This is a genomic window from Streptomyces alboniger (assembly GCF_008704395.1).
GTDB classification, from domain to species: Bacteria; Actinomycetota; Actinomycetes; order Streptomycetales; family Streptomycetaceae; genus Streptomyces; species Streptomyces alboniger.
Window position 1 is genome coordinate 2,142,775 of sequence record NZ_CP023695.1, and the last position, 21,829, is coordinate 2,164,603.

The following is a 21,829-nucleotide window of genomic DNA, read 5'->3' on the forward strand; positions in this document are numbered from 1 at the left end:
GATGCGGTGAGCACCGAGCGATCCGTTCATGAGGCGGCCGAGCCGCAGCGACGGCGAGCCCGCCTCGCCGTCGCCTCGGTCGCGGCCACCGTGCTGTTGGTCGGCGGCGGGGGCGCGTACTTCGCCGCGACCGCGGCCGGCGGTGGCGGCGGCAGGGGCGGCGACGGGGCCCCGGCGGGAGACGGCGGCGATCCGCCGCCGCTCGCGCTGGACGGCTACCCGGGCGGCGACCGGCAGGGCGAGGACACCGGCAAGGGCGCGGGCGGCACGGACGGCACGAGCGGTATCGCGCCGGGCGAGCCCGACCCGAGCGGCGCCACGTACAAGGCGACCGGCAAGCTGCCCGAGGGCCCGGCGTCGGCCTCCGTCTACCACGCACGCGGCGAGGTCACCCGTGGCGAGGTCACCGCGCTGGCCAAGGCGCTCGGCCTCTCCGGGACGCCGACGTCACGGGACGGCGCCTGGCGGGTGGACGAGGGCAAGGACGGTTCGGGTCCCTCGCTCCAGGTGACCAAGCAGGCGCCCGGCACCTGGACGTACGCCAGGCACGGCGTGGGCGGCACGGACAACTGCCCCAAGGGCAAGCCCTGTTCGAGCACCTCCACCGCGCCGAACGGCGACGCGGACGACGCCGTGGGCGAGAAGGCGGCCAAGGAGGCGGCGGCGCCGCTCCTCAAGGCGCTCGGCCAGGACGACGCGAAGCTGGACGCCCGCCAGCTCATGGGCGCCGTACGCGTGGTGAACGCCGACCCGAAGGTGGACGGCCTGCCGACCTACGGCTGGTCGACCGGCATCCAGGTCGGCTCGGACGGCCAAGTGGTGGGCGGCAGCGGCCAGTTGAAGGCGCCGGACAAGGGCGCCAGGTATCCGGTGATCAGCGCCGGAAAGACCCTGGACCGGCTGAATTCGACCGGCGGCAGGGGCGTCGGCGTCGGCGGCTGCGCGACCCCGGTGCCGCACGTCGACGACAGCACGAGGACTGAGGGCGGCAGTACGAGGACGGGGACAAAGGGCGGCGGCGATGCGAAGCAGGCGCCCTGTGAGCCGTCCGCCGAGGCCCCGAAGCCGCGGACGGTGGCCGTCAGCGGCGCCACGTTCGGGCTCGCGACGCACTTCGTGGGCGGCAAGCAGACCCTCGTACCCTCCTGGCTGTTCGAAGTGACGCCGGAGGGGGCGCGGGACACCTTCACGGTGACGCACCCGGCCGTCGCCCCCAAGTACCTGACCTCACCGAGCACTCCGGGCACGCCCACGCCCACCGAGAAGCCGGAGAAGCCCCGCGGCGAGGGTTCGGTGCCCATCGAGTCCTACAGCGCCGACGGGAAGAAACTGACGGTGCACTTCTGGGGCGGGGTGTGCAGCGAGTACTCCGCGTCCGCGCGCGAGGACGGCGACCGCGTGACGGTGACCGTCACGGAGACCAAGCAGAAGGACAAGGTCTGCGTCATGGTGGCCAAGAGGCTCTCGGAGACGGTCACCCTGGACAAGCCGCTGGGTGACCGCGAGGTCGTGGACGCCAGTGGCGGGACGGTGAAGCGGAAGTAGCGGACGCAGCGGAAGTAGCGACCGGGCGTACAAACACGACGGCGGCGGTTCCCCGAACTCTCGGGGAACCGCCGCCGTCGTACGCGTGGGCCTACAGGCTTACGTGCACCTAACAGACTTAGCTGAAGGAGTCGCCACAGGCGCAGGAGCCGGTGGCGTTCGGGTTGTCGATCGTGAAGCCCTGCTTCTCGATGGTGTCGACGAAGTCGATGGAGGCGCCGCCCAGGTAGGGAGCGCTCATCCGGTCGGTGACGACCTTCACGCCGTCGAAGTCCTTGACGACGTCGCCGTCGAGCGTGCGCTCGTCGAAGAACAGCTGGTAGCGCAGGCCCGAACAGCCGCCGGGCTGGACGGCCACGCGCAGCGCCAGGTCGTCCCGGCCTTCCTGCTCCAGCAGGCCCTTCACCTTGGCCGCGGCGGCGTCCGACAGGAGGATGCCGTCGCTCACGGTGGTGGTCTCGTCCGATACGGACATCTGCTTCTCTCCCGGGTTGTACGGAGACTGCTTGCCGACGGTTGCAACCGGCGGGGCCGCGGATTCATTCCGGGCCGAGCGCTTACGTCTTACCCCTTCATGCTCGCACATGGTTTTCCGTGCGGCGCCGGGCCGTGGCGTCCGCGAATTCGTCACATCGACACTATGGCCATCGTCAAACTGACGTGAAGCGGTTATGATAGATAGCGTCAATTAGACGAAAAGGCTCGTCTGCTGAAAAGAAAGGGTGCGTGTCGTGACCACCGCCCAGTCCCCCGTGGACCTCGTTGACCTTGAGGTTCAGCCCACGCCGCTCGCCCTGCTGCTGCTCGGCCGCGAGGCCGACCCCAAGAGCGAGCGTGGCGTGGAGTGCCCCGGTGACCTGCCGTCCCCCTCCGACCCGGATCTGGTGGAGCGTGCCCGGGCCGCCAAGGAGAAGCTCGGGGACAAGGTCTTCGTGCTCGGCCACCACTACCAGCGCGACGAGGTCATCCAGTTCGCGGATGTGACCGGTGACTCCTTCAAGCTGGCGCGCGACGCCGCCGCACGGCCCGACGCCGAGTACATCGTCTTCTGCGGTGTGCACTTCATGGCCGAGTCCGCCGACATCCTGACCACCGACGACCAGAAGGTCGTGCTCCCCGACCTGGCCGCCGGCTGCTCGATGGCCGACATGGCCACCGCCGAACAGGTCGCCGAGTGCTGGGACGTGCTGACCGAGGCGGGCATCGCCGAGCAGGTCGTCCCCGTCTCGTACATGAACTCCTCGGCCGACATCAAGGCGTTCACCGGCAAGCACGGCGGCACGATCTGCACGTCGTCGAACGCCAAGCGCGCGCTGGAGTGGGCCTTCGAGCAGGGCGGGACCGGCGCGACGAAGGTCCTCTTCCTGCCCGACCAGCACCTGGGCCGCAACACCGCCGTGCGCGACATGGGCTTCTCGCTCGACGACTGCGTGGTCTACAACCCGCACAAGCCGAACGGCGGCCTGACCGTCGAGCAGCTGCGCGACGCGAAGATGATCCTGTGGCGCGGGCACTGCTCGGTGCACGGCCGCTTCTCGCTGGAGTCGGTCGAGGACGTGCGCGCGCGGATACCGGGTGTGAACGTCCTGGTGCACCCGGAGTGCAAGCACGAGGTCGTGGCCGCCGCCGACTACGTGGGCTCTACCGAGCACATCATCAAGACCCTGGAGGCGGCGCCCGCCGGCTCGAAGTGGGCCATCGGCACGGAGCTGAACCTCGTACGCCGTCTGGCGAACCGCTTCGCCGCCGAGGGCAAGGAGATCGTCTTCCTCGACAAGACGGTCTGCTTCTGCTCGACCATGAACCGCATCGACCTGCCGCACCTGGTCTGGACGCTGGAGTCGCTGGCCGAGGGCAACCTCGTCAACCAGATCGAGGTGGACCGCGAGACCGAGCAGTTCGCGAAGCTGGCGCTGGAGCGGATGCTGGCGCTTCCGTAGCCTCGTAGGGCATGTGTAAGGGGCGCCCGCCATTGGCGGGCGCCCCTTACGACCTTTCAGGTGGTGCGGGTCGGGCCTGCGGTCAGACCTGCGCGGCCGGCTCCGGGGCGTTCGAGTCGGTGCCCTGCGGCGGGATCCCCGCCTTCTTCGCCCGCTTCGCCTCGCGCTTGGCGCGCCTGCGCTCCTTGCGCAGCTCCACCATCGCGTAGAGCGTCGGTACGAGCAGCAGGGTGAGCAGCGTCGACGTGATCAGTCCGCCTATCACCACCACGGCGAGCGGCTGGGCGATGAAGCCGCCCTGGCCCGTGATGCCGAGGGCCATCGGGAGCAGCGCGAAGATCGTCGCCAGGGCCGTCATGAGGATGGGCCGCAGACGGTGGCGGCCGCCCTCGATGACCGCCTCGACCGTGCCGTAACCCTGCCTGCGGTACTGGTTGATGAGGTCGATCAGCACGATCGCGTTGGTGACGACGATGCCGATGAGCATCAGCATGCCGATCATCGCGGGGACGCCCATCGGGGTGTCCGTGGCGATCAGCAGGCCGATCGCGCCCGTCGCCGCGAACGGGATGGAGACCAGCAGGATCAGCGGCTGGATCAGCGAGCGGAACGTGGCGACCAGCAGCATGAAGACGATCGCGATCGCCGCCAGCATCGCCAGACCCAGCGAGGCGAACGCCTCGTCCTGGTCCTCGGAGACGCCGCCGATCGAGGCCGTGGCCCCGGCGGGGAGCTTCAGCGCGTCCAGCTTCTTGGTGAGGTCCGCGCTGACCGCGCCCGTGTTGTCGCCAGTCGGCTTCGCGGTGATCGTCGCGGCGCGCGCGCCGTCGATGCGGGTCATCGAGACCGGGCTGTCGGCCAGCTCGACGTCGGCGATGGCGCCGAGCTTCACGCCGGGGCCGAGCGGCAGCTTCTTCAGCTCGTCCAGCGTCTTCGCCGGCTTCGCGGACTTGATCACGATGTCGCGTTCGGTGTCGTCCAGGACGGCCTTGCCGCTGGTGGTGCCGCGTACTGCCTGGGTGACGGCCTGGCCGAGGGTCGTCGCGTCGAACCCGGCTTCGGCCGTGCTGGCATTGGCCTTGACCGAGATCCTCGGGATGCTCTGCGCCAGGTCGCTCTGCACGTCGGTGACGTCGTCGAGCTTCGCGACCTCGTCGCGCACCTGGTCGGACGCCTTGCGCAGCACCTCGCTGTCGGCGGCCTTCACCACGACGCTCAGGTCCTGGTTGCCGAAGCCGTCACCGGCGGCGACGGTGGTCCTGCCGATGCCGGAGAGCTTGCCCAGCTCCTTCTCGACCAGGTCCTGCGTCTCTTCGTACGACGCCTTGTCCTTGAGGGTGAGGGTGTACGAGGCCTGGTTGGTGTCCGTGCCTCCGCCGAAGGCGGCCAGGAAACCGGAGGAGCCGATCGTGACCTGGTAGTCCTTGATCTCGTCGATGCCGGACAGCATCTTCTCGATCTTCTTCGCCGAGGCGTCGGACGCGGCGAGGCTGGTGCCGGGCTTCAACTCCTGCTTGATGCTGAGGACTTCCTGCTCGCCCTGGTCGAAGAAGTTGGTCTTCAGCAGGGGTGTCATGCCGAACGTGCCGACCAGGATGACGATCGCGATGCCGACGCTGGTGAACCGGCGGCGGGTCGCGAAGCGCAGCACCGGGACGTAGGTCCGCTGGAGCCTGCTGCGGCTCTCCTTCTCCTCGGCCTTGCGGCGGGCCTCCTCCGGGTCGACCCCGCGGATCGCCTTGGGGGGACGCAGGAACCAGTACGAGAGGACCGGCACGACGGTGAGCGAGACGAGCAGCGAGGCGAGGAGCGCCGCCGCGATCGTCAGCGAGAACGCCCCGAACAGCTCGCCCACCATGCCGCCGACCAGGCCGATCGGCACGAAGACGGCGACCGTGGTGAGCGTCGAGGACGTCACCGCGCCGGCGACCTCGCGCACGGCCCTGAGGATCGCCTGCTCGCGCTCCTCGCCGTAGCCGAGGTGGCGCTTGATGTTCTCCAGGACCACGATGGAGTCGTCGACGACACGGCCGATGGCGATGGTCAGCGCGCCCAGTGTGAGCAGGTTGAGCGACAGGTCGCGGGTCCACAGGACGATCAGGGCGAGGACCACCGACAGCGGGATGGAGACCGCCGTGACCAGCGTCGAGCGGAGCGACGCCAGGAAGACCAGGATGACGATGACCGCGAAGACCAGGCCGAGCGCGCCCTCGGTGGTGAGGCCTTCGATGGACTTGGAGACGGCCGGGCCCTGGTCGCTCGCGACCGTGAGGTCGGCGCCGGAACCGAGGTCCTCGCGCAGGTCGGGGAGCTTGTCCTTGACCGCGTCCGAGATGGCGACGGCGCTGCCGTCCTGGTCCATGGTGACGGCGACGGCCAGGCTGGGCTCGCCGTTCGTGCGTGTGATGGAGGCCGCGGTGGACGGCTCCTGCTTCACCGCGGCGACATCGCCGAGGCGCACCGGCTTGCCGGGCCGCTTGCCTGCGTCGGCCTCGGGCGTGACCCTCAGGTCCTCGATCTGCCGGAGCGAGGTGAAGCCGCCGCCGACCTGGACGGTGCGGTTCTTGCCGCCCTCGTCGAAGGAGCCGGCGGGGAGCGTGGCGCCGCCCGCCTGGAGCGCCTTGCCGAGCGCGGCCGGGGTCAGGCCCGCCTTCGTCAGCTTCTTGTCGTCGGGGGTGACGTTGACCTGGAGGTCGCGCACGCCGTCGACGGTGACCTGGCCGACGCCGTCGATGTCCTTCAGGGACGGCACGACGGTGCGGTCGAGCTGGTCGGCGAGGGCCTGCTGGTCCTTGTCGGAGGTGACGGAGAGGACGACGGTCGGGATGTCGTCGGTGGAGCCGGCGACGACCTGCGGGTCGACGTCGTCGGGGAGTTCGGCCCGGGCGCGGTTCACGGCCTGCTGGACGTCGGCGACGAGCTGCTCGGAGCCGTCTCCGTAGTCGAACTGGGCCATGATCACGGCGTTGCCCTCGCTCGCCGTGGAGGTGATGCCGGTGATGCCGTCGACCGTGTCGATGCTGTTCTCGAGCGGCTCGACGACCTGCTTCTCGACCACATCGGGGGACGCGCCCTGGTAGGGGGCGATCACGGACACCATGGGTAATTCGATGGTGGGCAGCAGCTGCTGTTTGAGCTGCGGGATAGCGATCGCTCCGAAGACGAGCGCGATGATCGACATCAGTCCGATCAGCGCCCGTTGGGCGAGGCTGAACCTGGACAGCCAGGACATGGAGGTCTCTCTCTGTGGCGTGAGCGGCGGGGAGCAGTCCTGGGCCGGACCCGGAGCCAGGCCGGACTGGCCGGGGAATTGGGGGTCCCCGGCAAGCGGTGGTGCGCCCCTCTCACCCTGAGCCATGCGCGAGGCACGACGCCTCACTCTCAGGACCATTTCCTTATGCCGCCCATACTGCGGGTGCAGTACGCCGCCCCCGACGTCACTCCACCCGTGGACGTACCAGGCCCGACTCGTAGGCTATGACGACGAGTTGGGCCCTGTCGCGGGCACCGAGCTTCGCCATCGCGCGGTTCACATGGGTCTTCACGGTGAGCGGGCTGACCTCAAGGTGCTCGGCGATCTCGTCGTTCGAGTAACCGCCCGCGACCTGGACCAGCACTTCGCGTTCCCGGCTGGTGAGCGCGTCGAGCCGCTCGCCGCGCAGCGGGGTCTCGCCGTCCGAACCCTCGCCCTGTGCCAGGAACTTGGCGATCAGCCCCTTGGTCGCCACCGGGGAGAGCAGCGCCTCGCCCGCCGCCGCGATGCGGATGGCGCCGAGCAGTTCGTCGGGCTCGGCGCCCTTGCCGAGGAATCCGGAGGCGCCGGCGCGCAGCGACTGCACCACGTACTCGTCGACCTCGAAGGTCGTCAGCATCACCACGCGTACGTGGGTCAGGGCGGGGTCGGCGCTGATCATACGGGTGGCCGCAAGGCCGTCCGTGCCGGGCATGCGGATGTCCATCAGGACCACGTCGGGGCGCTCGGAGGCGGCGAGCCGCACCGCCTCCGCGCCGTCGGACGCCTCGCCGACGACCTCCATGTCGGGTTCGGAGTCGACGAGCACCCTGAACGCGCTGCGCAGCAACGCCTGGTCGTCGGCGAGCAGTACGCGGATCGTCACGCAGTCCCTCCCTTTGCCGTGGTGACGGGGGCGACGGGCAGGATCGCATGGACGCGGAACCCGCCGCCGTAGCGGGGCCCCGCGGAGCAGTTGCCGCCGAGGGCCGTGACGCGCTCGCGCATGCCGAGCAGGCCGTGGCCGCCGCCGTCGGTGTTGCGCTGCCCTTCTACGTCGCCGCCCTCGCCGCCCTCGCCCTCGCCGCTCTCGCCGTGGCCCGGTCCGCCGTCGATGACGGTGACCTCGACGTTCGGACCGACGCGGACGACGCTGACCTCGGCCCTGGCATGTCGTCCCGCGTGCTTCTGCACGTTGGTGAGGGCTTCCTGGATGACCCTGAACGCGGCGAGGTCGACGGCCGCGGGCAGCTCCAGGCCGACCTGGCCGAGGGCGACCTCCACGGGCAGGCCCGCGTTGCGGAAGGTCTCGACGAGTTCGTCGAGCCGGTGCAGGCCGGGCGCGGGTTCGGTGGGCGCCTCGGGGTCGCCGGTCTGGCGCAACAGGCCGACGGTGGCGCGGAGTTCGTTGAGCGCGGAGCGGCTGGCGTCGCGTACGTGCGAGAGGGCTTCCTTCGCCTGGTCGGGCCGCTTGTCCATGACGTGCGCGGCGACGCCCGCCTGCACGTTGACCAGGGCGATGTGGTGGGCGACCACGTCGTGCAGGTCGCGGGCGATGCGCAGCCGTTCCTCGGCGACGCGGCGCCTGGCCTCTTCCTCGCGGGTCCGCTCGGCCCGCTCGGCGCGCTCCCTTATGGCGTCCACGAAGGCGCGGCGGCTGCGCACCGCGTCGCCCGCGGCGGCGGCCATGCCGGTCCAGGCGAAGATGCCGAGGTTCTCCTGGGCGTACCAGGGCAGGGGGCCCGAGAGCATCGCGACGCCGGTGAGGCCCGCGATGGTGACCAGGCCGATCCGCCAGGTCGTGGAGCGGTCGGTGGTGGCGGCAACGGTGAACAGGGCGATGACCGCACACAGCACGACGGGCGCGCGGGGGTCGCCCGTGAGCAGTTCGGTGATGGCGGCGGCGCAGGTGACGGCGAGTACGCACCAGGGGGCGCGGCGGCGCGCGACCAGGGCGAGGGCGCCGAGCGCCATCAGGAGCAGGCTCGGGGCGTCGGAGGTGCGGGTGCCCCAGGTGGGGCCGTGCTCCCCGTAGGGCTCGGCGAAGGAGCCGATGACCATGCAGACGAGGACGACGGCGGCCAGCGCCGCGTCCACCGCCAGCGGGTGTGCTCGGGCCCAGCAGCGGCCTCTACCTAGCGTGGTCACTTCCCGCTCTTCTGTCTGGTTTTTTCCTGCGGGGCCGCTGGGGCCTGCCGCTCAGCCCGGGATCAAGCCGTCGTCGCTCAGCATCTCCCGGACCTCGTCCAGGGTCGCGTCCGGGGCGGGGAGGATCAGCTGCGAGGGTTCCAGGGCGTCGTCCGGGAGGGGGTCGCCCAGCTCCCGGACCTTGTCGAGGAGCGCGTGGAGCGTGCGCCGGAAGCCGGCCGCGTCGCCGCTCTCCATCTCGGTGAGCAGCTCGTCGTCCAGCTTGTTCAGCTCGGCGAAGTGGCTGTCGGCCAGCTTCACCTGCCCCTCCCCCATGATCCGTACGATCATGTCGCCCTCCTCGGACGTGAGCGGTACCCGTGTGCCGCGTACGGCGTCACTGCTTGTCGAGGCGCGGGGTGTCCTGCGGCTGCTGCTGCGCCTGGGGCCGGCCCTGGCCGCCCTCGATCGCCTGCTGCCCACCGCCGGAGCCTCCGGCCAGCTCCGCCTTCATGCGCTGCAACTCCAGCTCTACATCAGTACCACCGGAGAGGCGATCCAGCTCGGACTGGATGTCGTCCTTGGCGAGACCGGAGGAGTCGTCGAGGGCACCGGAGGCGAGCAGTTCGTCGATCGCGCCGGCCCGCGCCTGGAGCTGCGCGGTCTTGTCCTCGGCGCGCTGGATCGCCATGCCGACGTCGCCCATCTCCTCCGAGATGCCGGAGAAGGCCTCGCCGATGCGGGTCTGCGCCTGCGCGGCGGTGTACGTGGCCTTGATCGTCTCCTTCTTCGTCCGGAAGGCGTCGACCTTGGCCTGGAGGCGCTGGGCCGCGAGGGTGAGCTTCTCCTCCTCGCCCTGGAGCGTCTGGTGCTGCGTCTCCAGGTCGGTCACCTGCTGCTGGAGCGCGGCCCGGCGGGAGAGTGCTTCGCGGGCGAGGTCCTCACGGCCGAGGGCGAGGGCCTTGCGGCCCTGGTCCTCAAGGGTGGAGGACTGCTTGTTGAGCTGGGCCAGCTGTAGTTCGAGGCGCTTGCGGGAGGTTGCCACGTCGGCGACGCCGCGGCGGACCTTCTGGAGCAGCTCCAGCTGTTTCTGGTAGGAGTAATCGAGGGTTTCGCGCGGGTCCTCGGCCCGGTCAAGGGCTTTGTTCGCCTTCGCGCGGAAGATCATCCCCATACGCTTCATGACACCGCTCATGGGCTTCGCGCGCCCCCTTCTGACGGACTTCCAGCTCCAGGTACTGCTCAGAACCCACAGTACGGGCCCTGCATCCATTACCGCACTGTTCGCGTGCGGATGCGCTCATCCCCAAGGACGACTGCGTACGGCGCTGATCCGGCGTAAGGAGTAGGTGCACCCCTGTGAGCCGGTCCCGGCCACCGGCGGCGCCCCGCCGCGAACCGGCTGGATACCGCCTGCTACGTCCCCTTAGGCACGTAAATCAAGACGCCCGGTGTTGCCGGATCGTTCCCCGTGACGCTGGGGTCCATGCGCTCGCACCCCGTACCCTTGGATTTTGTGTTCCGTAGCCGATCCAAGGAAGAGAAGGCCCCGGCCGCGCAGGCGCCGGTGACCGACTCCAAGCAGCCCCGTGACCCGCAGGCCCCCAAGGGCCGCCCCACCCCCAAGCGCGCCCTGGCACAGTCGCAGCGCCGCAGCGTGACCAATACGCCGACGACGCGCAAGGAGGCGGCGAAGCGGCAGCGTGACGAGCGCCGCGCCCAGATGGCGAAGCAGCGCGAGGCGCTGGCCAGCGGTGACGAGCGGTTCCTGCCCGCTCGTGACAAGGGCCCCGTGCGCAAGTTCGCTCGCGACTTCGTCGACTCGCGCTTTTGCATCGCGGAGTTCTTCCTGCCGCTCGCGGTGATCATCCTCGTCCTGAGCATGGTCCGCGTGCCCCAGTTGCAGAACGTCGCGCTGCTGCTCTGGCTCTTCGTGATCGTGCTGATCATCGTGGACTCCGTCGTCACCGCGTTCCGCCTGAAGAAGCGCCTCGCCGAGCGGTTCCCGGGCGAGAGCAGGAAGGGCGCCGTCGCCTACGCCCTGATGCGCACGCTCCAGATGCGCCGGCTGAGGCTGCCGAAGCCGCAGGTCAAGCGCGGAGAGCGGCCCTGAGCGGATTCACCGGCGGGGCCACCGCCTGGCTGGCGAAGCTGGGCGGTCTGCGCAACGCCGTACGCCAGGAGCTGGTGGCCCGCCAGCTCGACGAGCAGATAGCCGCGCGCTTCCCCGTGGGGCAGCGGCTGCGGGTGCTCGACGTCGGGATGGGCCAGGGCACGCAGGCCCTGCGGCTCGCCCGCGCCGGGCACAAGGTGACGGGGATCGAGCAGGACTCCGCGATGATCGCCGCCGCGCGCGAGGCGCTCGCCGAGGAGCCCGAGGGCATCCGGGGCCGGGTGCGCATCGTCGAGGGCGACGGCCACCAGACCGGGGTGCACTTCCTGCCGGGCAGCTTCGACGTCGTGCTCTGCCACGGCGTCCTGATGTACTCCGACGAGCCCGACGCCCTGCTGGCGGGTCTTGCCCGGATGCTGGCCCCCGGCGGTCTGCTGTCGCTGCTCGTACGCAACGCGGACGCGCTGGCCATGCGGCCGGGTCTCGGCGGCGACTGGAGCGGCGCGCTGGCCGCCTTCGACTCCGTCACCTACCGCAACCGCCTGGGTCTGGACGTACGGGCCGACCGGCTCGACGCCCTGTCGGCGACGCTCGCGGGCATCGCCGCGCCGCTCCAGGTCTGGTACGGCGTACGGATCTTCACGGACACCGTCGGTGACGGGACGCCGCTCCCCCCGGAGGGGGAACTCGAAGCGCTGCTGGCCGCCGAGGAGCGGGCCGGGCGCACCGACCCCTATCGGCGGGTCGCCGCCTTGCTGCATCTGTGCGGGGTGCGGGACTAGGCGGGGTGCGGGACGAGAACCTGTGCACGGTATGGCAGGAGGCGGCGGCCGGGGTCCGGCCGCCGCCTCCTGCCATACCGTGTGCCGGTCAGGCCTGTGCGTCCTCCGCGTCCGCGTGCAGGCTCATCGGGCCGTAGATCTTGTTCGTGTCCTCGAAGAGGCTCACCTGGTCGGCGCCGCCGTCGGCCAGCGACTTCCAGTACTCGCCGACCCAGGACTCGGCGTCCCCCTGCGTGGTGAACTCCTCGGGCTGCACCGCGGGCTGGACCTCTGTCCCGTCCGCCTTCTCGAACCGCCACGTCCATGCCGCCATGTCAGCCTCCCGAAGGTCCCGTGGCGGCATCAGAGCCGCCTGAATCCTCTTGAATCCGCTTGAAGCGTAGCCGGGCGCGCGGCGTCGGACCCGACGCGGGAGGATCTTCGTGTGGAACTGACTCTGCTCGGCACCGGCGCCCCCGAGGGACTGCCCCTTCCCGACTGCCCCTGCGCGGCCTGCGCGACCGCCCTCGGTGACGCGGCGCGGGCCGCCACCGCGCTCCTGGTGGACGGCGTCCTGCTGCTCGACCTCACCCCGGGCGCCGCCTTCGCGGCCGCGCGCGCGGGGCACTCGCTCGGCGGTGTGCGCCAGGTCCTGCTCTCCCATCCGCACGACGGGCCCGCCGTGGAGGTCCCCGCCGGACTTCCGCAGCCGGTACGGGGTGCCGACGGACGGGAGTTGACGCTTCTGACCGGTCACCGGGTGCGCGCGGTGGCGCTGGACTCGCCCGGCTCCGGTTACGAGGTGACCGGGCCGGACGGGGAGCGGCTGCTGTATCTGCCGCCCGGCGGAGCGCCCGCGGGACTCTCGGGGCTCACGGGACTCACGGGGTTCACGGAGGGGAACGGCTTCGGCGAGGCGAACGGCGGGCGTGCCGCGTACGAGATGGTCGTCGCCGATGTCATCGGGCGGCCCGACGCGCTCGCCCGGCTGCGCGCGGCCGGGGCCGTCGGGCCCACCACGGACGTGATCGCCGTCCACATCGGCCACGAGGTGCCGCAGGGCGGTGAGCTGAGGCGCCGTCTGGCGGCGGCGGGCGCGCGGGCCGTGCCGGACGGGACAACGCTCGTCGTCGGTGCCTATGAGGACGTGCCGGACGTGCCTCGCCGCACCCTCGTGCTCGGCGGCGCCCGCTCGGGCAAGTCGGTGGAGGCCGAGCGGCGCCTTGAGGCCTTTCCGGAGGTGCTGTACGTCGCGACGGGCGGGACGAGGAGCGGTGACACGGAGTGGGCGGACCGGGTGAGCCTGCACCGCGAGCGGCGCCCCGGCTCGTGGCGGACGGCGGAGACCTGCGATCTGGTGCCGCTGCTCGCGCAGGACGGGCCGCCGCTGCTCATCGACTGTCTGTCGCTGTGGCTGACCCACGTCATGGACGAGGTGAACGCCTGGGACGACGCCGAGTGGGCGGGCGGCGGCGAGCGGGAGCTGCGGGGGCGGGTCGCCGGGCTCGCGGAGGCGGTGCGCGCGACCCGGCGCACGGTCGTCGCCGTGTCGAACGAGGTCGGCTCGGGCATCGTGCCCGCGACCGCCTCGGGTCGCCGCTACCGTGACGAACTGGGCCGTCTGAACGCGGCGTTCGCCGCCGAGTGCGAGCACGTCCTGCTGGTCGTGGCGGGCCAGGCGCTGGCGCTGCGCGGCTGACCCCGCCCTCTTCGCTCCGCGTGCGTCAGTCGCCCTCGCCCCTGCGCGCCACGATCCGGTAGGTGTTGGAGAAGCCGGTGCGGGTGAGCAGCGGGGCCAGGATCCTGTCCAGGGCGTGGGCGAGGGCCAGCGCCGGCACGGCGGCCCACCACGCGGCCCGCCGGAGCTTCAGCCGGAGCGGGGGCGCGGGTCTGGCCCGCCAGGGGACGTCGCCCTTGGGGAGGCAGCGGTTGAGGAGGAGGGCCAGCGCCCCGCTCAGGTCCGCCGGTACGTGCGCCGCGCGGCGCTCGACGCCGACGACAGTGAAGCCGAGGTTCTCCAGTTCCACGCGGAGGTTGGCGAGCGGCACGAAGTGCAGCTGCCGGGGCTGGGAGTACGACGGCCACCACTTGCCGAGCAGCCGGGCGTAGCGGCAGCCGAGGTCGGTGGCCTCGATCATCAGATGGCCGCCGGGACGCAGGACGGTTTTCGCGGCCCTCAGTTCGGCGCGCGGATCGGGGCTTCGCTCCAGCTGGTGGAAGAGGCTCAGGGCGTCGTAGCGGCCGGCGAGGGCGTCCGCGAGGCCGGTGAGGGTGCCGCGGTGCCCCTCCTCGATGCGGCCGCCGCGTACGGCCTTGATGACGCCCCGGCCCGGGTCGAGGCCGTCGAAGGACGTGTACGGGAGGACCTGTTTGGCCAGGGCCGGGAAGCGGGCCCGCCCCGTGCCGACGTCCAGCCAGCACTCGGGTTCGTCGAACTCGCGCAGGGCGCGGGCGCGGGCGAGGTGGCGCCGGTCGGTGGAGGGGGCGCCGAAGAGCGCGTCCGCCGCCTTGCCGCCGAGGCCTTCGCGGATGTCCCTGCGGTAGAAGTCCAGGCCTTCGGGGGTGAGGCGGGGGTTCTGGAAGGAGTGGGCGCAGTTGCCGCACTGGTCGAGCGTGAAGGCGCCCGGCTTGTGCTGGACCAGGTCGGCGGTGCGCAGCCGGATCCGCAGCCGCGGGGAGCCGCACCAGGGGCAGTCGGTGCGGCGGGGTTCGTGGAACCGCGCTGTTCCGCCGGCGAGGGCGGCGAGGTAGGCGGGGCGTCGTTCGGCGATCCGCTGGGCGACGTCCAAGGTGGTACTCCTGAAGTCGGTTTTGACGCGATCAGTCCGGCAATGACGTTATGTGCCCAATGCGGTACATGTCGTAACCGCTCTTCGGGCCGGTCCACCGGGCGCCGACTTGACGGATGCGCGGCCCCGGGGCCGTTCGAACACCGGCGCCGCCGCTGCCGGTACTGTTCGGCGAATGAGCTCGCTGAATCTCGACGACTTCACCGACCTGATCGAGCGGCCCGCCGGCGGGGTGCGCCGCGGCGCCGAGGAGCGCAGGGCGCGGCAGATCCTGCCGCCCGGATCCCTGGGCCGCCTCGACGAGCTGGGCGAGTGGCTGTCGGCGGCCCAGTCCGCGGTGCCGGTCCGGTCGGTCGAGCGGCCGCGCGTGGTGCTGTTCGCGGGCGACCACGGAGTCGCCGAGCTGGGCGTCTCGGCGCGGCCCGCGGGGGGCGCCGCCGCTCTCGTGCGTTCCGTGCTGGCCGGCGAGAGCCCGGTGGCCGTGCTCGCGCGGCGCATGGACGTGCCCGTGCGGATCGTCGACATGGCGCTCGACTGCGACCCCGCCGAGCTGCCCGCCGAGGTCGCGGGGCACCGGGTGCGGCGCGGGTCGGGACGTATCGACATCGAGGACGCGCTGAGCGCCGAGGAGGCCGAGCGCGCGGTGCGCGCGGGCATGGCCGTCGCCGACGAGGAGGCGGACTCCGGCACCGATCTGGTCGTGCTCGGCGATGTGAGCGTCGGCGGCACGACGCCCGCCGCGACGCTGATCGCCGCGCTCTGCGGCACCGACGCGTCCGTGGTGACCGGGCGGGGCGGCGAGGCCATCGACGACCTGGCGTGGATGCGCAAGTGCGCGGCGGTGCGGGACGCGCTGCGGCGGGCCCGGCCGGTGCTCGGCGACCAGCTGGAGCTGCTCGCGGCGGTGGGCGGGGCCGATCTGGCCGCGATGACCGGGTTCCTGTTGCAGTGCGCGGTGCGGCGTACGCCGGTGATCCTCGACGGCGTCGTGGCGTCGGCGGCGGCGCTGGTGGCCCAGCGGGTGGCCTTCCGGGCGCCCGACTGGTGGCTCGCGGGGCACGACAGCGGGGAGCCCGCGCAGGCCAAGGCGCTGGACCGGATGGCCTTGGAGCCGCTCCTGAACCACGGGGTCAAGGTCGGCGAGGGCGCCGGGGCGCTGCTGGCCCTGCCGCTCGTGCGGGCCGCCGCGGCCCTGTCGGCGGAGCTGCCGGAGCGGGCCGCGGCCGCGGAGGCGCAGCCCGAGGAGTCTGTGGGCGAGCAGTCGGCCGAGCAGCCGGCCGAGTAGCCGACCGGCGGCGGGCGTTGGCCGCGGCGATCTTGCCCATATGATCCCTTTTCATGGGAGATGAGCAGGTCGTCGCCGGGCGACAGAAGCCCCGCACCGTCACACAGCGCCGCGCCGCCGGTTTCACCGTCTGGTACCTCCGCGCCGTCACGTTCATCAACTTCCTCAGCGCGGTCTGGGTCTCCCTCGGCCAGGACCTGCGGCAGCACAACACGGAGAACTACTTCACCCCGTACCTGCTGACCGCGGGCTTCGCCTCCGGGGCGTTCACGATGTTCCTGGCGATCACCATGCGGCGCCGCAAGCGGGCCGCGTGGATCCTCAACCTCGTACTCAGCGGGCTCTTCCTTGTGCTCTTCGCCTTCGCGATGGTCTTCCCCGAGATCCGCCGGTACGCGCAGAACTGGATCTCCCTCGTCCTGACCGCCGCCTTCGTCGCGGCGCTGGTCGTCGGCCGCCGCGAGTTCTACGCCAAGGGCGACCGCTCCAACCCGAAGCTCGCCTCGGCCGTCGCGGTCGGCGGGCTCCTGGTGACCTCGCTGATCGCGGCGCTGCTCGTCACCGTCACCAACCGCGCCCACGACGACTACCGCTCCGGCTTCCTGGACCGCTGGCGCTACGGCACCCTGCGGCTGATCTCGCTGGCCGCCGACGACCGGCGCTTCGAGGGCATCACCACGCCCGGCTGGGTCAACGTCTCCATCAACGTCCTGAGCGCGCTGCTGCTCTGCGCCGTCCTGTACGCGGCGTTCCGCTCCCGCAAGGCCGTCGACCCGCTCACCGAGGAGGACGAGGAGCGGCTGCGGGCGCTGCTCGGCCGGCACGGCGAGCGCGACTCGCTCGGCTACTTCTCGCTGCGCCGCGAGAAGAGCGTCGTCTGGTCCCCGACCGGCAAGGCGGCGGTCGCCTACCGCGTCGTCAGCGGGGTCTCGCTGGCCTCCGGCGACCCGATCGGCGACCCGGAGGCCTGGCCCGGGGCGATCGAGCCGTGGCTCGCCGAGGCCCGCGAGCACGGCTGGATCCCCGCCGTGATGGGCGCGAGCGAGGAGGCGGGCACGATCTACGCCCGGCACGGCCTGGACGCCCTGGAGCTGGGCGACGAGGCGATCGTGGAGGTCGCGGCCCGGGGTGAGGCCTCCAAAGAGCACTTCACCCTTGAGGGGCGGGCCATGCGTACCGTCCGCCAGGCGTACAACCGCGTCAAGCGCGCCGGGTACACGGTCCGCGTCCGCCGTCACGAGGACATCCCGGCCGACGAGATGGCGGCCCTCCTGGAACGCGCCGACGACTGGCGCGACGGGGCCACCGAGCGCGGCTTCTCCATGGCGCTCGGGCGGCTCGGCGACCCCGCCGACGGCCGGTGCGTGATGGTCGAATGCACGGACGCCGAGGGCCGGTTGCGGGCGCTGCTCTCCTTCGTGCCGTGGGGGCCGAGCGGGCTCTCCCTGGATCTGATGCGGCGCGACCGCGACTCCGAGAACGGCCTGATGGAGTTCATGGTCATCGAACTCCTCCAGCACGCCCCCGAGATCAAGATCACTCAGGTGTCGCTGAACTTCGCGATGTTCCGGTCGGTCTTCGAACGTGGCTCGCGGCTCGGCGCGGGCCCGGTCCTTCGCCTGTGGCGGTCGCTGCTCAGCTTCTTCTCCCGGTGGTGGCAGATCGAGTCCCTCTACCGCGCCAACGCCAAGTACCGGCCGATCTGGGAACCCCGCTTCCTCCTCTTCGAGAAGAGCGGTGACCTGCCGCGTATCGGTGTCGCCGCCGCCCGCGCGGAGGGCTTCCTCGAAGCGCCGGGACTGCCGAAGTGGCTGCACCGCAAACATCTGGAGTCGAGACGATGAGCACCCTGGCCCGCTGGGCCCGCGCCGAGTGGGGAGCGATTTTCTCCGCCGTGCGCGACGGACTCGTCGCCCGGCGGTGGCGGGCGGTGCCGCTGACGCTGACGGCGGTCTGCCTCACCGCGCTCCTCCAGTACGCGCAGAACCGGCCCTGGGGCTACCAGTTCGTCCAGAACATCGGCTGCGTGCGCGCCGATGACCCGCTCTGGCTGGCCCTGCTGCGCACCCCGCTCTCCCTCTTCGTGCCCGCCCTCGACCTGCCCGTGTGGGGCGCGCTCGTACAGATCCTGATCGTGTTCGGGATCGCGGAGATCTGCCTGGGCTGGTGGCGGACGCTCCTCATCGGATACGCGGCCACCCTCGCCGGCACGCTCTACGCGCGCGTGGGCATCGAGTGGGGCCCCGGCAACCCCTTCGGGCTGCCCGCCTCCGACGCGCTGGTCGTCGACACCGGCCCGTCGGCCGCCGTGGTGGGCCTCGCGGTGTACGTGTGCTGGCGCTACCGCGCGTACTTCACGGCGGCGCTGGTGACCGTCCTGATGGTCGTCGAGGTGATCGTCAAGAACAACCTCGCGGGCAAGGAGCACCTGGCCGCTATCGCCGCCGTGCTCGTGCTGTGCGCGATCCGGGCGGTACGTCGCCGTCGCCGTCACCGTCACCGCGGTGGGGAGAGACGCTCCGGGGGGTCCGGTTCCGAGGGCGAGGGGCCCGGCGTGAAGCCGCCGATCCAGTCCTGAAGCCTGCGGCGCGGGCCCGACCAGCGGCGGTCGTGGTGGAAGGCCCGCAGACCCGCACGCGCGCGTGCCCGGTGCCGGTTGCGGTAGAACCGGCGCGCCCACGCCGATCCGGGCCGGGCGAGACGGACCGCGCCGACCAGGGCGACGAACGGGACGACCATGCCGATCAGGGCGGTCCGCAGCTTGCCCTTGAGGAGCGCGATCACGGCGAACGCGCAGTTGATGCCGATGTTCAGGGCGAACAGCGCGCGGTTCTGCCGCTCGTCGGGCGTCAGATCGCTGACCCCGAGCGGCGTGAAGCCGGTGAGCACGAGCACCACCAGGGCGGCCGTGAGCATGACGACCTCCACGCTCTTGCGGCCCTCCTCGGTCCAGTAGACGTCGTCGAGGTGCAGGATCAGCGCGAACTCGTCGAGCACGAGGCCGGCGCCGATCCCGAAGATGACCGCGGCGTACAGCGGCCCGGCGCCGTGCCGCCCGGCGGCCACCGCCCAGAAGCCGCCGACCAGCATCAGGAAGATCCCCGGCACGACGTGGTGGATATGCACCTCGCCCGAACTGATGTTCCGGAAGGGACCTCTGCCCGCCCTGATGAGGCGCGTGATCGTCCGGGTGACCAGGAACGACCCCACGAAGGAGAGCAGCGCGAGCAGCAGCGGCAGCTTCCCGGGCTCGACGATGTTCCGGTACCACCAGTCGTTCACGCGGCCCACCAGTCCTTCATGCGGCCATCCTCTGTCCCCCGCGAGCGTTCCGCAGGGCGGGGCGTGCCGCCGGGGTAGCCTTCCGCGGTGCCCAGAACCTCCCCCGCCGACGGCATACGTTTCGCCTTCGGCACCCTCACCGCGCTCCCCGTCAGGGTCACCCGCTGGGACCGCGAAGCCGCACGCGGCGGCATGCAGTGCGCCCCCCTCGCCGGTCTGGTGGTGGGCCTGTGCGCGGCAGGTGCCGGCGGCGTCCTGACGGCGCTCGGCGCGGGCCCCCTCCTCGCCGCCACCGCGACCGCCGCGGCCCCGGCCGCGCTCACCCGCGGCCTGCACCTGGACGGCCTCGCGGACACCGCCGACGGCCTCGGCAGCGCCAAGCCCGCCGAGGACGCGCTGCGCATCATGAAGCAGTCCGACATCGGCCCCTTCGGCGTCATCACCCTGCTCTTCGTCCTGCTCGCCCAGGTCGCCGTGCTCTTCCAGCTGTACGAGAGGTCGTGGACGGAAGGCGCGGTCGGCGCCGTCGTCTCGGCCACCGCCGCCCGTCTCGCGCTCACCCTGGCCGCCCGCGCCGGGGTGCCCCCCGCCCGCCCCGAAGGGCTCGGCGCGGCGGTCGCCGGGGTCGTCCCGCGCGGCCGGGCGCTGCTCGTCACGGCGCTCGTCGTGTGCGGGGCCGCTGCGGCGGGCGCGCCACTCGGGGCGTCCGGCGTGGTGCGGGCCGCGGCCGCCGTCGTCCTCGCGCTCGGCGCCGCGGAGGTGCTGCTCCGGCACTGCGTACGGCGGTTCGGCGGGGTCACCGGGGACGTCTTCGGCGGTCTCGCGGAGACGGCGGCGACCGCCGCTCTCGTGGTGCTCGCACTCGGCTGACGCTCAGGTCAGCCGAAACCCCGGCGTTTCACGACACCCCTCGCGCACACACAGTGAGGCGCACCGCAGCGCTCACGGGCGTAGGCTCGCGACGGGCTCACCACCCCGCAGCCCGTCGAAACCCCACCGAAAGAGGACCTCACCACCGTGACTGCTCTGACTCTCAGCACCGCCGCCGCGACCGGCCTGCGTGCCGACGCGATCGTCGTCGGTGTCGCGAAGGGCTCTGGCTCCAAGGGGGCTCTGGTCGTCGCCCCCGGCGCCGAGTCCGTGGACAAGGCGTACGACGGCAAGCTCGCGTCCGTCCTGGAGACCCTCGGCGCCTCGGGCGGCGAGGGCGAGGTGACGAAGCTGCCCGCGCCCTCGGGTGTCAAGGCACCGGTCGTCGTCGCGGTCGGCCTCGGCGAGGTCCCGGAGAAGGACGAGACGTACGGCACGGACGCGCTGCGCCGTGCCGCGGGTGTCGCCGCGCGCGCCCTGACCGGCACGAAGAAGGCCGCATTCGCGCTGCCCGTGGAGGACGCGGACGACATCTGCGCCCTCGGTGAGGGCGCGCTGCTCGGCGCGTACTCCTTCGTCGCGTACAAGGACCAGGGCGACGCCAAGGACGCGAAGAAGAACGACAAGAACGCCAAGGCGCCGCTCGCCGAGGTCGTCCTGCTCGGCGGCAAGCCCCGCGACAAGGTGTACAAGGCCGCGCTGGAGCGCGCCACCACCGTCGGCGAGGAGCTGAACCGCGCCCGCGACCTCGTCAACACCCCGCCGAACGACCTCGACCCCGAGGCCTTCGCGGCGGTCGCCACCGCGGCCGCCAAGGAGCACGGCATCAAGATCCAGGTGCTCGACGAGAAGGCGCTCGTCAAGGGCGGCTTCGGCGGCATCCTCGGCGTCGGCGCGGGCTCGGACGCCCCGCCGCGCCTGGTGAAGCTCTCGTACACGCACTCCAAGGCGAAGAAGCACCTCGCCTTCGTCGGCAAGGGCATCACGTACGACTCGGGCGGCATCTCGCTGAAGCCCGCCGGTCACAACGAGACCATGAAGTGCGACATGGCCGGTGCCGCGGCCGTCTTCGCCGCCGTCGTCGCCGCCGCGCGCCTCGGCCTCGAGGTGAACGTCACCGGCTGGCTGGCACTGGCCGAGAACATGCCGTCCGGCTCCGCCACCCGCCCCGGCGACGTCCTGCGCATGTACGGCGGCAAGACCGTCGAGGTCCTGAACACCGACGCCGAGGGCCGTCTCGTCCTGGCCGACGCGATCACCAAGGCCTCGGAGGAGAAGCCCGACGCGATCGTCGACGTGGCGACCCTGACCGGCGCCATGATGGTGGCGCTCGGCAACCGCACCTTCGGCATCATGGCCAACGACGACGCCTTCCGTACGTCGGTCCACGAGATCGCCGAGGAGGTCGGCGAGCCGTCCTGGCCGATGCCGCTCCCCGCCGACATGCGCAAGGGCATGGACTCCCCCACCGCCGACATGGCCAACATCGGCGAACGGATGGGCGGCGGCCTGGTGGCCGGCCTCTTCCTCCAGGAGTTCGTCGGCGAGGGCATCATCTGGGCGCACCTGGACGTCGCGGGCCCGGCCTACCACGAGGGCGCTCCGTTCGGCTACACCCCCAAGGGCGGCACCGGCACCGCGGTCCGCACCCTGGTCCGTCTCGCGGAGCGCACCGCCGCGGGCGACCTGGGCTGATTCGCGTACGTCGTCTCGGGGCCCCGGACGTTCCCCGCGTCCGGGGCCCCGAATGATTTCGCCCTCGACGAAATCCGTACATTCGTACGTAGCAGAACCGCTGGAGACGGCCGATCGGCCGTCTCACAGCCCGGCCCGGCGTCCCGTCTCCCGTCGACAAGTGCGAAGATGGGTTCTCGGCAGGACAGGG

19 protein-coding genes are annotated in these 21,829 nt (G+C 71.8%); 10 read left to right on the forward strand and 9 right to left on the reverse strand.

The window, feature by feature from the left end; translation table 11 throughout:
* Positions 1–6 precede the first annotated feature (6 nt).
* Positions 7–1,545 carry a hypothetical protein gene (locus CP975_RS09455; protein ID WP_055528412.1) on the forward strand — a complete coding sequence of 513 codons (1,539 nt, stop codon included), beginning with the start codon at positions 7–9 and terminating at the stop codon, positions 1,543–1,545.
* Positions 1,546–1,663: 118 nt separating this feature from the next.
* Here the strand turns inward: CP975_RS09455 and CP975_RS09460 are convergent, their stop codons facing one another.
* Positions 1,664–2,020: a HesB/IscA family protein gene (locus CP975_RS09460; RefSeq protein WP_030786960.1), complete on the reverse strand. Its 357-nt coding sequence runs from the start codon at positions 2,018–2,020 to the stop codon at positions 1,664–1,666.
* A gap of 247 nt (positions 2,021–2,267) precedes the next feature.
* Here CP975_RS09460 and nadA point away from each other — a divergent pair, with 247 nt between their 5' ends.
* A complete protein-coding gene (gene nadA / locus CP975_RS09470; RefSeq protein ID WP_425474235.1) occupies positions 2,268–3,485 on the forward strand; it encodes a quinolinate synthase NadA in 1,218 nt (405 codons plus the stop codon).
* Positions 3,486–3,567: 82 nt separating this feature from the next.
* Here nadA and CP975_RS09475 read toward each other — a convergent pair whose 3' ends face one another.
* The 5 genes from CP975_RS09475 to CP975_RS09495 all read right to left on the reverse strand — a co-directional run bounded on the left by CP975_RS09475 (position 3,568) and on the right by CP975_RS09495 (position 10,039).
* Positions 3,568–6,717, reverse strand: a complete 3,150-nt coding sequence (locus CP975_RS09475) for an efflux RND transporter permease subunit (protein WP_055528411.1) — start codon at positions 6,715–6,717, stop codon at positions 3,568–3,570.
* Positions 6,718–6,922: 205 nt separating this feature from the next.
* A complete protein-coding gene (locus CP975_RS09480) occupies positions 6,923–7,603 on the reverse strand; it encodes a response regulator (protein ID WP_055528409.1) in 681 nt (226 codons plus the stop codon).
* On the reverse strand, positions 7,600–8,865 hold the full coding sequence (locus CP975_RS09485) for a sensor histidine kinase (protein ID WP_055528408.1): 1,266 nt from the start codon (positions 8,863–8,865) through the stop codon (positions 7,600–7,602). The genes CP975_RS09480 and CP975_RS09485 overlap by 4 nt, the downstream gene beginning before the upstream one ends.
* A gap of 51 nt (positions 8,866–8,916) precedes the next feature.
* The gene (gene pspAA / locus CP975_RS09490; protein ID WP_055528406.1) at positions 8,917–9,195 is read right to left on the reverse strand and encodes a PspA-associated protein PspAA; all 279 of its coding nucleotides are present in this window, start codon (positions 9,193–9,195) and stop codon (positions 8,917–8,919) included.
* A 46-nt stretch (positions 9,196–9,241) separates the two neighbouring features.
* The gene (locus CP975_RS09495) at positions 9,242–10,039 is read right to left on the reverse strand and encodes a PspA/IM30 family protein (protein ID WP_055528405.1); all 798 of its coding nucleotides are present in this window, start codon (positions 10,037–10,039) and stop codon (positions 9,242–9,244) included.
* A gap of 291 nt (positions 10,040–10,330) precedes the next feature.
* Between CP975_RS09495 and CP975_RS09500 the strand changes: the two genes are divergently transcribed.
* Both CP975_RS09500 and CP975_RS09505 read left to right on the forward strand, forming a co-directional pair.
* A complete protein-coding gene (locus CP975_RS09500) occupies positions 10,331–10,957 on the forward strand; it encodes a DUF3043 domain-containing protein (RefSeq protein ID WP_150476751.1) in 627 nt (208 codons plus the stop codon).
* Between the two features lie 74 nt (positions 10,958–11,031).
* Positions 11,032–11,739: a class I SAM-dependent methyltransferase gene (locus CP975_RS09505; protein WP_030786938.1), complete on the forward strand. Its 708-nt coding sequence runs from the start codon at positions 11,032–11,034 to the stop codon at positions 11,737–11,739.
* Positions 11,740–11,827: 88 nt separating this feature from the next.
* On the opposite strand, the gene CP975_RS09510 is transcribed toward CP975_RS09505, so the two are convergent.
* The gene (locus tag CP975_RS09510) at positions 11,828–12,052 is read right to left on the reverse strand and encodes a hypothetical protein (protein WP_055528403.1); all 225 of its coding nucleotides are present in this window, start codon (positions 12,050–12,052) and stop codon (positions 11,828–11,830) included.
* 111 nt (positions 12,053–12,163) lie between these two features.
* Between CP975_RS09510 and CP975_RS09515 the strand changes: the two genes are divergently transcribed.
* Positions 12,164–13,417 carry a bifunctional adenosylcobinamide kinase/adenosylcobinamide-phosphate guanylyltransferase gene (locus CP975_RS09515; protein WP_055528401.1) on the forward strand — a complete coding sequence of 418 codons (1,254 nt, stop codon included), beginning with the start codon at positions 12,164–12,166 and terminating at the stop codon, positions 13,415–13,417.
* A 25-nt stretch (positions 13,418–13,442) separates the two neighbouring features.
* On the opposite strand, the gene CP975_RS09520 is transcribed toward CP975_RS09515, so the two are convergent.
* Positions 13,443–14,507 carry a class I SAM-dependent methyltransferase gene (locus CP975_RS09520; RefSeq protein ID WP_150476752.1) on the reverse strand — a complete coding sequence of 355 codons (1,065 nt, stop codon included), beginning with the start codon at positions 14,505–14,507 and terminating at the stop codon, positions 13,443–13,445.
* Positions 14,508–14,682: 175 nt separating this feature from the next.
* Here CP975_RS09520 and cobT point away from each other — a divergent pair, with 175 nt between their 5' ends.
* From cobT to CP975_RS35395, 3 genes are read left to right on the forward strand one after another with little or no spacing between them, the layout of a single operon-like run.
* Positions 14,683–15,792 carry a nicotinate-nucleotide--dimethylbenzimidazole phosphoribosyltransferase gene (gene cobT / locus CP975_RS09525; protein WP_055528400.1) on the forward strand — a complete coding sequence of 370 codons (1,110 nt, stop codon included), beginning with the start codon at positions 14,683–14,685 and terminating at the stop codon, positions 15,790–15,792.
* A 53-nt stretch (positions 15,793–15,845) separates the two neighbouring features.
* Positions 15,846–17,636 carry a phosphatidylglycerol lysyltransferase domain-containing protein gene (locus tag CP975_RS09530; RefSeq protein ID WP_055528399.1) on the forward strand — a complete coding sequence of 597 codons (1,791 nt, stop codon included), beginning with the start codon at positions 15,846–15,848 and terminating at the stop codon, positions 17,634–17,636.
* Positions 17,633–18,370, forward strand: coding sequence for a hypothetical protein (locus CP975_RS35395; RefSeq protein ID WP_055528398.1), 738 nt, complete (start codon positions 17,633–17,635; stop codon positions 18,368–18,370). The genes CP975_RS09530 and CP975_RS35395 overlap by 4 nt, the downstream gene beginning before the upstream one ends.
* On the opposite strand, the gene CP975_RS09540 is transcribed toward CP975_RS35395, so the two are convergent.
* Positions 18,289–19,074 carry a hypothetical protein gene (locus CP975_RS09540; protein WP_055528416.1) on the reverse strand — a complete coding sequence of 262 codons (786 nt, stop codon included), beginning with the start codon at positions 19,072–19,074 and terminating at the stop codon, positions 18,289–18,291. The genes CP975_RS35395 and CP975_RS09540 overlap by 82 nt on opposite strands.
* A gap of 87 nt (positions 19,075–19,161) precedes the next feature.
* Here CP975_RS09540 and CP975_RS09545 point away from each other — a divergent pair, with 87 nt between their 5' ends.
* A complete protein-coding gene (locus CP975_RS09545) occupies positions 19,162–19,944 on the forward strand; it encodes an adenosylcobinamide-GDP ribazoletransferase (RefSeq protein WP_055528397.1) in 783 nt (260 codons plus the stop codon).
* Positions 19,945–20,091: 147 nt separating this feature from the next.
* Positions 20,092–21,639 (forward strand): leucyl aminopeptidase, encoded by a 1,548-nt coding sequence (locus tag CP975_RS09550; RefSeq protein ID WP_055528396.1) that lies wholly within the window; start codon positions 20,092–20,094, stop codon positions 21,637–21,639.
* Positions 21,640–21,829: the final 190 nt, after the last annotated feature.

Excerpts from the sequence above, each read along its gene's own strand:
- CP975_RS35395 (WP_055528398.1), top strand. The coding sequence starts at position 17,633 with ATGAGCACCCTGGCCCGCTGGGCCCGCGCCGAGTGGGGAGCGATTTTC.
- CP975_RS09530 (WP_055528399.1), top strand. The coding sequence starts at position 15,846 with ATGGGAGATGAGCAGGTCGTCGCCGGGCGACAGAAGCCCCGCACCGTC.
- CP975_RS09475 (WP_055528411.1), bottom strand. The coding sequence starts at position 6,717 with ATGTCCTGGCTGTCCAGGTTCAGCCTCGCCCAACGGGCGCTGATCGGA.
- CP975_RS09460 (WP_030786960.1), bottom strand. The coding sequence starts at position 2,020 with ATGTCCGTATCGGACGAGACCACCACCGTGAGCGACGGCATCCTCCTG.
- cobT (WP_055528400.1), top strand. The coding sequence starts at position 14,683 with ATGAGCTCGCTGAATCTCGACGACTTCACCGACCTGATCGAGCGGCCC.
- CP975_RS09500 (WP_150476751.1), top strand. The coding sequence starts at position 10,331 with ATGCGCTCGCACCCCGTACCCTTGGATTTTGTGTTCCGTAGCCGATCC.
- CP975_RS09495 (WP_055528405.1), bottom strand. The coding sequence starts at position 10,039 with ATGAGCGGTGTCATGAAGCGTATGGGGATGATCTTCCGCGCGAAGGCG.
- CP975_RS09510 (WP_055528403.1), bottom strand. The coding sequence starts at position 12,052 with ATGGCGGCATGGACGTGGCGGTTCGAGAAGGCGGACGGGACAGAGGTC.
- pspAA (WP_055528406.1), bottom strand. The coding sequence starts at position 9,195 with ATGATCGTACGGATCATGGGGGAGGGGCAGGTGAAGCTGGCCGACAGC.